General features: G+C 66.3%; 10 protein-coding genes. 4 read left to right on the forward strand and 6 right to left on the reverse strand.

Translation table 11 applies throughout. The annotated features are described in order from the left end of the window. Positions 1–18: 18 nt before the first annotated feature. From BLU27_RS07540 to BLU27_RS07550, 3 genes are all read right to left on the reverse strand, one after another. Positions 19–3159 carry a DUF4082 domain-containing protein gene (locus BLU27_RS07540; RefSeq protein WP_197681728.1) on the reverse strand — a complete coding sequence of 1047 codons (3141 nt, stop codon included), beginning with the start codon at positions 3157–3159 and terminating at the stop codon, positions 19–21. 508 nt (positions 3160–3667) lie between these two features. Beyond that, on the reverse strand, positions 3668–4075 hold the full coding sequence (locus BLU27_RS07545) for a hypothetical protein (RefSeq protein WP_092651872.1): 408 nt from the start codon (positions 4073–4075) through the stop codon (positions 3668–3670). A 276-nt stretch (positions 4076–4351) separates the two neighbouring features. Next, entirely contained in the window at positions 4352–6433 is a 2082-nt protein-coding gene (locus tag BLU27_RS07550) for a fibronectin type III domain-containing protein (protein WP_092651874.1), read from the reverse strand. Between the two features lie 220 nt (positions 6434–6653). On the opposite strand from BLU27_RS07550, the gene BLU27_RS07555 reads away from it, so the two are divergent. Then, on the forward strand, positions 6654–7721 hold the full coding sequence (locus BLU27_RS07555; protein WP_092651876.1) for a glycerophosphodiester phosphodiesterase family protein: 1068 nt from the start codon (positions 6654–6656) through the stop codon (positions 7719–7721). Positions 7722–7898: 177 nt separating this feature from the next. On the opposite strand, the gene BLU27_RS07560 is transcribed toward BLU27_RS07555, so the two are convergent. Further along, positions 7899–8687: a mechanosensitive ion channel family protein gene (locus BLU27_RS07560; protein WP_092651878.1), complete on the reverse strand. Its 789-nt coding sequence runs from the start codon at positions 8685–8687 to the stop codon at positions 7899–7901. Between the two features lie 281 nt (positions 8688–8968). Here BLU27_RS07560 and BLU27_RS07565 point away from each other — a divergent pair, with 281 nt between their 5' ends. Next, the gene (locus BLU27_RS07565; protein WP_092651880.1) at positions 8969–9193 is read left to right on the forward strand and encodes a hypothetical protein; all 225 of its coding nucleotides are present in this window, start codon (positions 8969–8971) and stop codon (positions 9191–9193) included. A gap of 528 nt (positions 9194–9721) precedes the next feature. On the opposite strand, the gene BLU27_RS07570 is transcribed toward BLU27_RS07565, so the two are convergent. Further along, positions 9722–10540: a methyltransferase domain-containing protein gene (locus BLU27_RS07570; protein ID WP_092657344.1), complete on the reverse strand. Its 819-nt coding sequence runs from the start codon at positions 10538–10540 to the stop codon at positions 9722–9724. Positions 10541–11186: 646 nt separating this feature from the next. Here BLU27_RS07570 and BLU27_RS07580 point away from each other — a divergent pair. After that, entirely contained in the window at positions 11187–11768 is a 582-nt protein-coding gene (locus BLU27_RS07580) for a winged helix-turn-helix domain-containing protein (RefSeq protein WP_157728292.1), read from the forward strand. Then, positions 11765–13039, forward strand: a complete 1275-nt coding sequence (locus BLU27_RS07585) for an MFS transporter (RefSeq protein ID WP_092651886.1) — start codon at positions 11765–11767, stop codon at positions 13037–13039. The genes BLU27_RS07580 and BLU27_RS07585 overlap by 4 nt, the downstream gene beginning before the upstream one ends. Before the next feature lie 95 nt (positions 13040–13134). On the opposite strand, the gene BLU27_RS07590 is transcribed toward BLU27_RS07585, so the two are convergent. After that, the gene (locus BLU27_RS07590) at positions 13135–13917 is read right to left on the reverse strand and encodes a hypothetical protein (protein WP_157728293.1); all 783 of its coding nucleotides are present in this window, start codon (positions 13915–13917) and stop codon (positions 13135–13137) included. Positions 13918–14005: the final 88 nt, after the last annotated feature.

A 14005-nucleotide genomic window follows, 5' to 3' on the forward strand; every position in this document is an offset into this window, starting at 1 on the left:
GAGTTCCCCCGGCTCTTTTCAGTTTGTGGTGAAGACCACGTCGACCCAGTAGTTGCTGGACCGGTAGCTGTCATTCGGATATCCGCTGGCGCCGTAGCGATAGACACCGTTGGAGCCGTCGGTGCCGTTCTTCAGGGCCGTCAGCGGTCCTCGTGTCGTCGCGGATGCGAAGTAGTTCTCGTCGACGGAGTAGTGGCCCGCGGTCGTGAAGTACGACGCGACGTAGGTGGTGTTCGCCGAGACGGACACCGGGGTGGCGAAGTTGACCTGCTGCCATCCGCTACCGGACTCACCGGTGAAGGTGGCCGTCGCGAGCCTGGTGCCGGTCCGGCTCCAGAGAGTTCCGGTGTGGGTGCCGGTGTTCGTCGCCGACTTGTAGAACCGGATTGCGGAGATGAACCCTGCCTGGCTGGTGCGGAACTTCACGCCCAACTCGATCGCCCCCGAGTCGGGGTCGGCCGGCGTCGCCGGAGTCGCGGTGCCGGCCCAGATCGAGCAGGGGCAACCACTGCTTGACGGCGCCGCCGTGGTGAAGGTCCAGCTGTCCTGGCTCATCGGGTTGCCCGCGGCGTCCTTGGCGCCGGACACCGTCACCGTGTAGGAGGTGCTGTTGGCCAGTGCGGTACTGGGCGTGAAGGTGACCGTCCCGGACGTGGCGTTGTACGACGTGGTCCCGGCCACAGCGGTCCCGTTCGCCGGGGCGACGCTGACCCGAGCGGTCGAGTCCTGGATCGGCTCGCTGAAGGTGGCCGTCACCGTGGTGCCGGTGGCGACGTTCGACGCGCCCGCCGCCGGGGTGCGCGCCGTGATCGCCGGCGGGGTGGTGTCCGAAGTGCCGCCGCTGCCTCCACCACCGTCGTCGAAGACCACGTCCACCCAGTAGTTGGTCGACCGGTATCCCTGGTTGGGGAAACTGCCGCCGCCGTAGCTGTAGGCCCCGTCAGGGCCGTCGGCGTTGTCCGCCAGCGCGGTCAGCGGCCCGCGGGCCACAGCCGTACCGAAGTAGTTCTCCGAGATCGCGTAGTGACCGTTCGGCGCGTAGTACGACGCTACGTAGGTGGTGTCGGCGGCGACGGTCACCGGGTTCTCGAAACTGGCTTCCTGCCAGCCCGAGGCGGACTCGCCGCTGAAGGTCACCGACGCCAGCTTGGCCCCGGCGGAGGTCCACAGTGATCCCACGTGGGTGCCGGTGTTCCCCGCGCCCTTGTAGAACCGGATGCCGGTGATGGACCCGGCCTTGACCGTACGGAACCTGACGCCGACCTCGACTGCGGCGGAGTCGGACTCTGCTGCCACGGCCGGCACCGCGGAACTCGGCCAGATGGTGCACGGGCAGGTCGCCGGAGGTGGAGACCCGTCGCCGATGGTCACCGTGCGCGCCGGAGCAGGCGTCTCCATCCGTGCACTGTCGTCGGTTGCCCTGGCCATCACCGCAAGGTCGGTGTTGACAGTCGGCGTGAACGTGTACGACCAGGACCCGCGGCCGGTAGCGGGGTGCCAGGACACGCCGCCGTCGACGGAGACCTCGACTCCCGCGACGACGCCGCCACCGGTATCGGTGGCGGTGCCGCTGATGGTGAGCGGCCGGCCGACCGGTTCGGTCGCACCGACAGCCGGTGAGGTGATGGTCGTACGGGGTGGCGTGGTGTCGGCGGACTCGGTGGCCGCGACAAGCCCGGTCTGCAACGTCGCCGGTTGGGCGCTCATGTCGGCGAGGAGGTTGACGGTTGCCTGCCTGACCGCGGTGTCGGACGTGGCGCCCGAGACATCACTCCAGTGGGTGTCGTCCAGACCCCATGACCATTGGATAGTTCCGGCGCCGAACACCAGCGCGCCGCTGCGTGCGCGGTACAGCGAGAGGTGGTGGGTGGCGGTGCCCGACGCATACGTCGAGCCGTAGTCCTGCAGGTAGCTGGGGACGTTCTGGGTGTCGGTGGAGAGATGGATCAGACCGTCGGGCTGGGATCCGTTGTCCGGGCTCTCGTCCCACTCGTAGCCGAGAATCCCGTGCCCCAGCGTCGTGGTGGCGGTGGAGGCGAGGTTGGCCACCCTGGTGTTGCGCCAGAACCGCAACCTGGCGTCGGCGCCGCCGACGTGCATGTCGGTGGCGCAACAGTTGACCGTGAACATCGTGCCGCTGAGGCTGTTCTCCGGCCGGCCGCCGTCAGCGGGCGGGCTGAACCGCGGGTCGCGCCAGGTGCCGGTCCACACCGTGGGGTCGAGCGGGTCGATCGTCGCGTTGGCGTGGGTTTCCTTGTAGGTGACCAGCGTCCGGTGGTCGTTCTCGTACCGCGTCTTCCAGAAGATCTCGTTGCCGCTGAAGAACGCCAGGTTCACGCCGGCGTCGCGGGCCGCCTCGACGTTCGTGCGCTGCTGGCCCGACCAGTACTCGTCGTGGCCCACCGACATGAAGACCTTGTGCTGCTTGATCAGCGAGCCGTACCGGTCGGTGTCCACGCCGGACTCGTAGCTCACGTCGTACCCGTTGGCCTCGATGAAACGGACCATCGGGTACTCGGCGCTCCACACGAAGTCGTGGAAGGTGTCACCGCTGTTGGTGTTGAACGGGCGGTTGTAGCTGACCTTGTAGGCGCGGTTGGCGGGGCTGCCGACGTAGAGGCTGTTGCCGCCGTACTTGTTGTACGCCTGCCAGGTGGTGTCGGAGGTCTGGAAGTACAGGTCGGAGTGGCTCGCGTCGTCGCGGACCACGAACACGATGTGGCCGCGGGTCGTGCCGGATTTCAGTTCGGCGAAGTAGATGCCGGACACCGCGGTCGTCGGTACGGCCCAGGTCGCACTGGTCGACCAGTTGCCGCAGTCGATCAGTCCGGTCGAGGTGTCCTTGTTGCAGTCGGGCTGGTCGGTCGGCGCGACGTTCGCGATGCTCGTGACCTTCCGGGCGCCCGCGCCGCCGTAGTAGCCCATCCGGTAGATGTTGATCGTGTAGGTCAGTGCGGTGTCGACCTTGAACCCGATGGTCGAGCCGCGGTTCACGCTGATGTCGGTGGAGAAGCCCTGCAGCGCCGGGCTGTCGGGACTCGACACGTCCCAGTCGGTCGAGCCCGCCTGGGTGTTCTCGCAGGCGACGGGATTGAGCACCGGCGGGTCGCACGGTGCGGCGGCCGCTCGCGGCGTCGAGAGGAAGAGCAGCGATGCCACGCCGAGACACATCGCGAGTAGCAGGGACACCGCACGATGGCGTGGGCCACCGAGCGCAGGCGACAACGACCGGACACGCACGACGTCTCCCCCCGAGATGCCGAGATGATCACCGAATCAAAGCACGGTGGGACAAAAGTCCGCTGGCAAAGCGGGAAAGAACCCTTGTCGTGGAAATTTTTGGAGATTTCCTCCGAATCCGGCCGGACTTTTCGAGCATCGACCGATGCCGGCAGTTGCCGGCAGTTGCCGACGGAACGTGTTACTTCAACTGCTGATTGTCAACCTCGACCCTTGACGTTCTTGTCGCCGCGGCCAGAAATCCGGTCGGTCACAGCCGACGCTGCCCTGGCGACCGGACCGGGGACGATGCTGCCGGCGATCTCCTTCGCCAGTCTGCCCCGGTTCAGGGTTCGCACCTTCCGGCCACCATGTGACGTACGCGGACATGGAATCACGTGAGAGGTCATCGACGAAACCTCGGTCGGTGCGGTAGCAGGTGTGCGCACTATTTGTGCGTACGTCGGAGGCTCAGCCGCTCCCTGAGGCCGGTTGGGTGCTCGGCCTGTTCCCTTTGTTCCGGCACGTTGGAAGGCGCCGCAGACCCAGCGCCTTCGGCCTTGGCTCGTTGTGCCTCTCGTTCGCGCAGTTCCTGCGCCTCGCGTTGGGTGTGCCGGAACTCGCGTCGCCGGTGCCGTGCCCGTCGCGCGGCCCTGACCATCAGCGCGATCCCCAACATGCCTACCAGACCGGTGACGATGCCCCAAAAGAACAACCAGCCTGCAGACATCGGCACCGGCCAGCCGAAGAGCGTGAAGTTGCTCGTCAGCATCGAACCGGCACTCTGGTTGGCCGTCACTCCGACGACTCCGACCACGGCGGCCGCCACGAGCAGGATCAGCCCGAGAACGAACATGAAACTCGCCTCCGTAGCTTCGGAGGTCTCCACCCGCGGTCTGGGCACTGAGAAAGCGGACGCGTGGCCATCACGCCTGTCGCCGCAGGCCCGCGGCGTGCTTGCAGTTGACGCTGCAAGTGAAACGCCGCGGCGCGAGGGCCGTCAAGGTACGACAGTCCTGACTGCCGTGAGCTGCCGACCGTGACGAGCGCCCTCGCCGGATATGCCGACATTGCGCTTGCCGTGGCCGGTGCCGCAGCGCTCAGAGCGCACGGCGCCCGGGCGGGCGCCCGGCTATCCCACCGTCACGGTGAGGCTTGGTGAGACGTTGGCAAGGTGGTCGGTGTCGGCAGAGCGGTACACCCGGAAGGGCTTCGACCCCTTCGAAGACGGTTTGTAGCTCACGCTGTAGGTGCTGGAGGAGGAGAGGGTCGCCGACTTCACGGTGTGCCAGGCCCCGGAGTAGTACGCCTGCAGGAGGACCGTCCCCCCCGCGTGGCTTGGGGCGACCGAGCCCGTGATCGTCAGAGTCTGTCCCAGCAGAATGGAACTCTTGTCCGACGCGGCGGTGACCTTCTGTGCCACGTTCACTCGTACGACCGGGCTCGTGGCACTCGCATACTGCTCGGACGCGTCCGACAGGAGCCGGAAGTCGCGGGTGGCGCTCGGCTTGATCGACGCGGTGATCTGGCCGGTCGACGAGGTGGTACCACTCACCAGGGTCTTCCAGGCCGACGAGCCGAGCGAGCGGTACTGCACGTGCACCGGAATCGACGGCAGCGCGCCGCCCTGGGGGTCGGTCAACCGGCCGCTCATGGTCACGGCGCCGCCGTACGTCAGGCTGGTCGCCGAGGTGGTGAACGACAAGGTGGGGGCGTAGCTCCCGGGGATCGTCACCACCCGGGCGGAGCTGACGTTGCCGGTCGAGTCGTAGGTGAAAATGCCGACGCTGTACGTACGTCCGGACGCAAGGCCGGACAGGTCGACGCTGGTGCCGTTACCGGTGTAGGCGAGGTGTCCGGCCGTGGGATCGGTGGGCGGGGCGGAGGTGTCCGGCAGGTATCGCACGACCGTTCCGGCCCGGTCGGCGTCGGCCGGGTTGGACCAGGTGAGATGCGCGGTGGTGCCACTGGTTCGGGTGGCGGTCGCGTTCGTCACCCGGGCGGGTGCGGTGTAGTCCGCCCTGGCGCGGTAGCGGAGCCGGCCGTGCAGCGCCGGGGTTCCTTCCTCACAGTGTTGCTCGAACGTGAGATCAAGGCGGTCGAGGGTTCCCGTGCTCGTGAATCCGACCTGGTCGGCCGTGAAGTCGCCGACGAGCTTGTTGCAGCCACGCCCTTCACCGCTGACGTTCATGCCGGCTCCTGTGCCGTTGAACGGATAGCGGTGAGCGTCGGGGTAGGTGTTGCCCTGGACGAGAATGTCGCCCTGGGCCGGCACGAAGGTGGCGCCCCACGAGTCGCCGTTGGCCGCGTCGACACCACCACTGACGAGCGTTCTCGAACCCGAGAAGGCCACGATGTCGGTGTCCGTGGTGTAGTGGTAGGTCTTGCCGCCGCCGATGTAGTCGCCACTGTCGCTCTGCATGGACCAGTCGGTCGTTCCGGCAACTCCCAGTCCGTCGAGCGGCACGCGGATCGTCCTGGCATTGGTCGTGATCCGGAGGACGGCCGTGCGGGGGCCCGGAGCCTGTGGCGCAAACCGGACGTTGACGAGACAGGACTGGCCTTCGTCGAGGGTCTGACCCGTGCACTCGTCGGTGCGAATCGCGAAGTCCTGCGGGTTCGCCCCCTCGAGCGCGACGGCGGAGACGGAGCCGGCGGAGGTGCCCCGTTGCCGTACGAGCACGGGAACGACCTTGCTCTGCCCACCCGGATAGGTGTCCGGCCAGTGCAGCGCGTGCGGCTCGACATCGGTGGAGGCGGTCGGCATGCCGAACCTGATCTCACCGAAGTCGGCCTTCTCGCCACCCTCGCAGTGATGCTCGTACAGCAGCCACAGCTTGGTGAGTGTGCCTGAGGACCAGGCGATGTCGCGTACCTCGAAGCTGCCGGTCACCTCGTTGCAGCCGCCCGCGACCGACATTCCTGGACGACCCGCCTCCTGGAACGGATAGCGCTGCGCGTCGGGATACCAACCCGCGGCCATGGCCGCCTTGTCGGGAGCCTGGAACTCGAAGTCGTACGACGAACCGCCTCCGCTCACGTCGAGGTTGACCAGGTTGCTGGTGCTCGAGTTGGTCAGCACCGCGTTCGTCTCGTCGAACACGAGGTTCGCGCCGCTGCCTTCACGGGACAGGGTCACCGACCACGGACCGCTGTAGGCGGCGGCACTGGCACCGCCCTCGAAGACGGCGAGACCGCCGGCAACGACAAGCAATCCGATCAGAGACGCAAAGGTTCGGCGACCGCGTCGTACGCGCATCCGTGGGGCTCCCCTCCCATGTGGCGGAGAGAGTGTGGCACAGATGATCTCTGATCCGCGAGGGCCCCGACGTCCGGAGTGTGTTTCGACATTTCTCACCTGTTGGCTACCCAGACAGCCGGGTGGCGATCTAGGTTCTGAGGACTCGAGAAGACCTGATGATTGCGAGGTGCTCATGTCGCTACGTCATGTGCTGGCAGCATTGGCCGTGCTGCCGGTTGTCGCCGTACCGGTGACCGCGCAGGCCGCCTCCGCGACGGGACCGGAGGTGTTGCCGCAGAAGACCCACTTCGACCTGCAGGCGCACCGGGGCGGTATCGGGATGACCACCGAGGAGTCGCTGCAGGGGTTCGCCAAGGCGCTGCGTCTGGGTGTCAGCACCTTGGAGCTGGACACGCACGTCACCAAGGACGAGAAGGTCGTCGTCAACCACGACCGGCAGATCAGTGCCCAGAAGTGCCGCGACACCGAGCCTGTCACGCCGGGCGATCCGATGTATCCGTACGTCGGCAAGTACATCAAGGACCTGACGCTCGCTCAGATCAAGACCATGGACTGCGGATACCAGCAGCTGCCCGGGTTCCCTGAGCAGGAGGTGATCCACGGCTTCCGGATGGTCGAGCTCAAGGACGTGCTGAACCTCGTCAGGAGCTACCACGCCGACCAGGTGAAGCTGAACATCGAGACCAAGGTGGAGGCGGGCGCGCCGGAGCAGACCGCGCCACGCGAGTTGTTCGTTCGCCGGGTGTACGAGGAGATCCACGCCTCCGGAATCGAGGACCAGGTGACCATCCAGTCGTTCGACTGGGGCGCACTGATGGAGATGCACCGGCTCGCGCCGACGTATCCTCTGGTGGCGTTGACGAACTACGACTTCCTCCAGGTGGGCCAGCCCGGCGCCTCGCCGTGGCTCGGAGGGATCGACGTCGACGACTACGACGGAGACTTCGTGAAGGCCGCCGACGCTGTCCCTGGCGTCACGGCGCTCTCTCCGGTGTACGGGTTCCCCCAGAACGGAACGATCAGCGACCCCGCGTTCCGCTTCTACGTCAGTGACGACATGGTGTCCGAGGCACACGCGCGTGGCCTGAAGGTCGTCCCGTGGACCTGCGACGACCCCGCCACTGTCGAGGCCCTCATGGACATGGGCATCGACGGCATCATCACCAACTACCCGAACCACGTCCGACAGATCATGGCCGACCGCGGCATGCGGCTGCCCAAGGCCTACCAACCCCGCTGAGCCCTTCAACCGATTCGGAGACCGCGTAACTGGCCGGCGAAACCGCCGGTCAGGTACGCGCCCGAGGTGTACGGAATCTCCGAACGCACCGACCTGCTTTCGTTCGCCGAACCCGGCGCGTGCCGCCTGGAGCTGATGACCCGCAAGCCGGGAGTCGCTGCCGGCGACGACCACTGATCACAGTGCAGGCGGGGGCTGGTCCTCTTGTGACGTGGGTTTCGTCTCGGTCGTGGGCCTCTCTCCCGTCGCGGTGGGCGTTGTGTCCTGGCCCGTCTCGCCGGGGCCTCTGGCGTACTCCCGACGCCTCTGCTCCCGCTGCTCCTGACTCCTGCGGTAGGCGTCTTCCAGCATTCGTTGTGCGATTGGCCGCCCGCCAAGACCGAAGGCCAGCGCGAGGCCGAGTGCGAGTGCTCCCATGGTCGCGGCGAACGCGATCTGCACGATCTGCTCGGCGATTCTTAGTTGTTGCAGGATCATGAAGCCCGCTATGACCATGATCAGGGCGGGAAGGACGGTACCGGCGATCTTTCCGGTCGGGCTGTCTCCCATCGTCCGGTTGACGGCGGCAGCGACCAGGCCGGCGAGGATCGCCGCGATGACGAAGATGAGAATCGCCGCGACGATGTTCGGCAGGTAAGCGATGATCTTGTACATGAACGTCGTGAGCGCCGCGATGTGCAGTACGCCGACCGCGACGAAGACGAAGATCAGGAATATCAACCAGAAGACCAACCTGGCGACCAGATGCGCCGGACTGTCGCCGGCCAGGACCGAGAGGTACCTGTGCGCGTGAGACTCGTGCAGACGTCGATCGACACCTACCTTGTCGAGGATCTTGCGTACGGCGGCTGCAACCAGTTTGGCGACGATGTAGCCGATGACAAGAAGGACCAGGAACCCCACGAGGTTCGGGAGGAACCCGATCACCCGGTCCAAAACTGGCCGGAAATCTTCAGCCACGTTCATGAGAACCCCCTCGGCTGGCGGAAGCCGGGCGGTATGTATGCTGAATCAGGGTCTTTGGCAGGCACTACGACGACGCCGCAGTACGGTCCAGGATGACCGCTCGGCCTGATGCTCACGGGTAACATTTGCCCGACGAAATTGCCCACGCAAGGGACAGACGTCCCGCTTGGGTCACGTCATGAGTCACCGCTCGAGGTTGGACCACTTCATACTTGCCGCGCCGGACATCATCCGCGCGGCTTGACACGTAAGCGACGGTCGACGACCTAAGCTGCATCGACATGGCAGAGGTTGTCCTACGTGTCCGTTTCACCAGTGGCGACCACATCGACCTTGCCTACGACGAGCCCCACATCGTCGAGGTTGATCAGGTCCTCGAACACGTCATCACGCAACTGGCACAGGATTCGGGATCACTTCGCACAAGGCACGGAGACCGGCTCGTGGTCTTGTACGGCCGCGGCGTGGCCGCCCTCGAAGTGACTCCACGTGGCGCGGTGCTGTGAACGGCACGGCCGAGTCCTCTTCCACCGCGTCCAAAGCGTCGTCGACGACGGTCCTGGCGACAGGTCGGAGATCTCGCGGGAGCCGGTGCAGCGGGTGTTGGTGGACCAGCTCGGGCCACCAACTGCCACCGCACCAGCTGCGCGGCTCGGCATGCGGTCTGTCCACTGCCCGGGAGCGACCTCTGCGAACGCGGGCAGCGTGTTGCGGATCTGGCCGGCCGGTTTGTCCCACGCTCGCCGTTCCGCGTGGCCTGGGCGGGCTCGTGGCAAACCGCCGAGCCCACTTATGACTTCTTCTGCTCCTCCTGGGCCTGCCTGGCGGTCGGGATCTTCTGGTCACAATTCGAGTGCCCTGAGGACTACTGGACGAGTATTGTGCCTGACCCGGAAAAGGTCATGAGTAATTCTCGGTTGTCTGGGACACGTGTGGGTTCCCGAGGAGACTCGACATACATTGTTTCGGCTCCGCGATCAGGTGATCGAAGTCGCGTGCCCGGAAGGTTCTTGAGGGTGCTCCGGAATACGAGGTCAGGACCTACAGATGATCTCGCCGTGCAGTACGGAGAACCATCCGTCATCGTCGTCGGCCCAGGTCCGCCAGACTTCTGCCAACTCCTGAAGTCCGGCCTGGTCGGTGAGGCCGTCGCGAACGAGTTGCCGAGCGAGGTCGGAGGTCAGAACCCGATCGGCCCACAGTCCACCCCACCATGCGCGATCGTCCGGGGTCGCAAAGCTCCAGGTGCTGGCGCCTGCAGTGACGTCGGTGAATCCGGCGGCATGGGCCCAGGCCATCAGGCGCCGGCCAGCGTCTGGCTCGCCGCCGTTGGCTCGGGCGGCAGCCCGGTACAGAGATAGCCACTCCTCCAGTCCGGGGAGGAGGGGAAACCAGGTGAACCCCGCATAGTCGCTGTCGCGCGCCGCGACAACGCCTCCGGGTACGCAGACTCGCCTCATTTCTCTCAGCGCCTGCACTGGATCTGCCACGTGCTGGAGGACCTGATGGGCGTGGACGACGTCGAACCGGTCAGCCGGCCAGTCGAGGTTGTGCACATCGCCCACCACGAAGTCGATGTTGGACACTCCCCGAGCGCGGGCTTCCGCTCGCGCCAGGGCCGAGACCTCTTCGGCCACCTCGAGCGCTGTGACGCGCCCGGGGAACACCTTCGTCGCAAGGTCGGCCGTTATCGTTCCCGGGCCGCAGCCGACGTCGAGCACCGACATCCCCGGTTCAAGCAGCGGCAACAGGTAGGCCGCGGAGTTTTCGGCTGTCCGCCACCGGTGAGAGCGCAGCACCGACTCGTGATGACCGTGCGTGTAGACGGCCCGCGTGTTCCTGCTGTCAGCCATGTCGGGCAGCCTAACCGCCGATAGCCACATAGCGAGACTAGCGTCTCATGATATGACACGCCGAGTCCTGGCGTGGCCGGACCGAGCTCACGAGGTCTTCGGTGCGGAGTGCCCAGAGGCAAGGAGTGCCGGCGGCGGGTTGGTGGACCTCGTTGGCGTACCGCAGCAACCTCTGCCGTTCACGCACACTCCGCGCTGTCGGGCCCGCCGAGATGCGCTCGGCGAAGTGCTTCCCCACCGCGGCGACAGTCTGGCTCACCGTCTGGTTGTCGACGATCGTCGCCGCGTCCGGGGCAGCGTCGGGTTGCTCCGGATCCACTGCCAGCCCCACAGATACCCCGTGGTGTACCCCCTCCGGGTGGCGCTTCTGGAGCCTGGCTCGTTGTTCCTGTACTGCCACGTGTGCGCGTCCACGCTGTACCAACGCAGGCCGTTACGCCTCGCCAGGAGGCGATTCACCGTCGTCTTGCCGGCAGCAGCCGGGCCACCGATCCAATGAGCATGCGTCGTATCTCCCACCGGCCCTCCGTCGGATGCGTCACGACTGGATTTTCACCGGGCATGCGGCCAGCTTGCCCTCGTCGTACTCCAGGGAATGTCGAGAATCAACTTGCCAAGGAGTCTTGGCAAGTTCAGACTGGCAGGCATGTCGAAGCCATCATCAGCGGCACAGTCGAGGGAGTTGGACCTCCGCAGCCTCCGGGCGCTGGCTCATCCGCTTCGGGTCGAGATATTGCAAACCCTGTCCACGGACGGACCGTCGACCTCGGCCCGGTTGGCGGCACGCATAGGTGTGCGGTCAGGATCGACGAGTTGGCACCTGGCCAAGCTCGCCGAGGCCGGACTGGTGGTGGAGGACCCGGAGCGCGGCACGCTGCGCGAGCGTTGGTGGCAGGCGGCCTCTCCGGGCTGGTGGATGGACGCGGCGACGTACCTGGGTGACGAGCAGACCAATGTCGAGGCGACGCTGGTCCTCGGTTCGGTCATTCGCCAGCATCTTCGGCGTGCCGAACAGTTTCTGGGGGAGGAGTGGCCGGAGGAGTGGCGTCGTGCCTGGATCCTGGAGACCTCACTTCCCTTGCGACTTACTCCGCGGGGCCTGACGGAGTTGGGGGAACGGCTCAGGGGAGTGCTCGGTGAGTTCACCGCGCGACCGGACGACGAGGGCGCGGAGACCGTGCTGGTGCAGATTCATGGTTTCCCGGTTCATGGCGAGTCGGGGCGATGACGGACGTTGCCGATTGGCGATCTCCGGTAGAGGTCTCGCTGTGGCGCAACCGCGACTACATGTACTGGTGGTCAGGCACGCTCGCTTCCACGTTGGGCTCGAGTGTGTCGGCGGTCGCGCTGCCACTGCTGATCATGTTCGACACCGGATCGGTCTTCGCGGCCGCCGTGGTGGGCACCGCTGAACGCCTTGGAGCGCTGCTGACCCAGCTGGCTGGCGGTGCGCTCGCCGACAGATGCTCGCGCAAGGCCATCCTCGTCGTTGGCGCGATTCTGCAGGCGGGACTGATGGCTGGAATCGTCTGGCTGATCACGAGGAGCTCGGTCAACGTGCCCGGCCTGGTCGCGCTGGCAGGCGCCTTGGGCATGGTCGGTGGTGTGGTCACCGGCGCGGTGATGCCCGTACTGCGGCGGCTGGTGCCCAGGTCGCAGCTGGCCGCCCGTGCCGCACAAGAGCAGGGACTGAACCAGGTCGCTCAACTGGCCGGCGGGCCCCTGGCCGGCATCCTGTTCGGCCTCGCCCGATGGCTGCCCTTCGTTGCCGACGTGGCGAGCTACCTCGTCGCGGCCATCGCCAACATGCTCATCCGTACGCCCCTCGGCCCTGACCGTTCCCACGTCACGGCCGAGAAGAAGCCCGGGATCGTGTCCGATATCCGTGAGGGTGCTCGAATCGTCGCCCGGCATCCATTCCTGCGCTACACCACCGGCTGGGTGGCCGTGACCAACCTTGTCGGTAACAGTGTCATGCTGCTTGCCATCGCTCTGCTCAAGGAGCAACACGCAGGGCCGCAAGTCATCGGCCTCACCAATGCCGCCATTCTCAGTGGTGGCGTGAGCGCTTCGTTGATCGCCAGTCAACTCATTCGGGCATTGTCGGCTCGTCGCACCTTTCTGCTCGGCAACTGGACGTACGTCATGGCACTCGGATGCGTCGCCCTCACCGAGAAGCCGTGGCAACTCGCGATCGCAGCCGGCCTCTTCGTCTTCGCGGCTGTTCCAACCGCTTCTGTCTGGGAGGCTTACACCGCGAGCCTCGTGCCCGACGCGCTGTTCGGCCGGGTCGGAGCAACCACCATGTTTGCCGCCCAGTCCCTCACCTGGGCCGGAACTCTACTCGCCGGCGCCCTTGCCGAGAGCCTCGGCGCATCCGTCGCCGTCGCCTGCTTCGCACTCTTCCTGCTGCCCTACACGCTCGCCAACCACGTCACGAACAACCTCGACGTGCTACGCACGCCCATCGACCAGGTGCCTGAGATCGTGCCTCAGTAGGCAAGGCCATTCCGGCGGGAGCACTGTGACGTCGTTCCGTTGACGCTCACGTCGAACATGGTGCGAGCCGAGGTTGTCGGGTGAAGCGCCGAGGGTCAGCCCAGGCGACAGGTCCTGGCCTGCTGGAGGTCTCGGTCGGCCCGCCTGTAAACGCTGATGCGGAACGGCGCCTTCTCGTACGCCGACATCCATCGGTGCATGGCGACCCCGGGGTCGAGTCGGCCGGCCCGGCGGTCGGCCATGGCCTGCAGGTGGGCCTTCCACTCGGCGATGCTGGCGCGCGCGGCGCCGACTGCCTTGTCAGCTTCCTCGGTGTAGGTGCGGCAGACCTCGACGCTCGTCTTCTGTTGCGTGGGGAGGGCCGCAGTGTCGACGTTGGTGCACGCGTCGCGAACTGGCCGGAACGCCTTGTCGGCCGCCTCGTAGGTCGAGACGTGACCTGGACCGGCCAAGCGGGTTCTGGTCCAGATCGCCTTGGTCTGCGCCTCGGTGTTCTTCCCGCTCTGCTCGTCTTTCATGGCCTGGATGTGGGCGGCCCAGTCGCCGACTGCCACTCGCGCACTGGTCGCCGCCGCGGTTCCCTTGTCGGCCGCCGCCCTGCACGCGCGCAGTTGCTCGGCCACTTGCCTGGGGAGTCGGGAGCCGGCGCCCTCGGGCTGGCCGGCCCTGGTGGATGCCTTCTCGCTCTTCTTCGTCGCGGTAGGCGTCGACGTGGGCTTCTTGTTCGCGGACCCCTGGATGGTGTGCTGGTTCGTGCCGCCTCGAGACGGGAGGACTGCCCACGCGATCCCTGCGACCGCCAGCGCTGCGACGACGACAGCGATCAGGATGGAGCGGGGCGACCGGGAACGGTGTGCTCTTCTGTGTCCACTTGCCATCGGGGTTCCCTTTGTCGGTGCCAGTCCTGTGCGCGCGAGGTTAGAGCCTGGACCAGCTTTAGGAAAGGTGGTTGACACTCCCGCTCAC

Source organism: Actinopolymorpha singaporensis (genome assembly GCF_900104745.1).
In the GTDB taxonomy this organism is placed as follows: Bacteria; Actinomycetota; Actinomycetes; order Propionibacteriales; family Actinopolymorphaceae; genus Actinopolymorpha; species Actinopolymorpha singaporensis.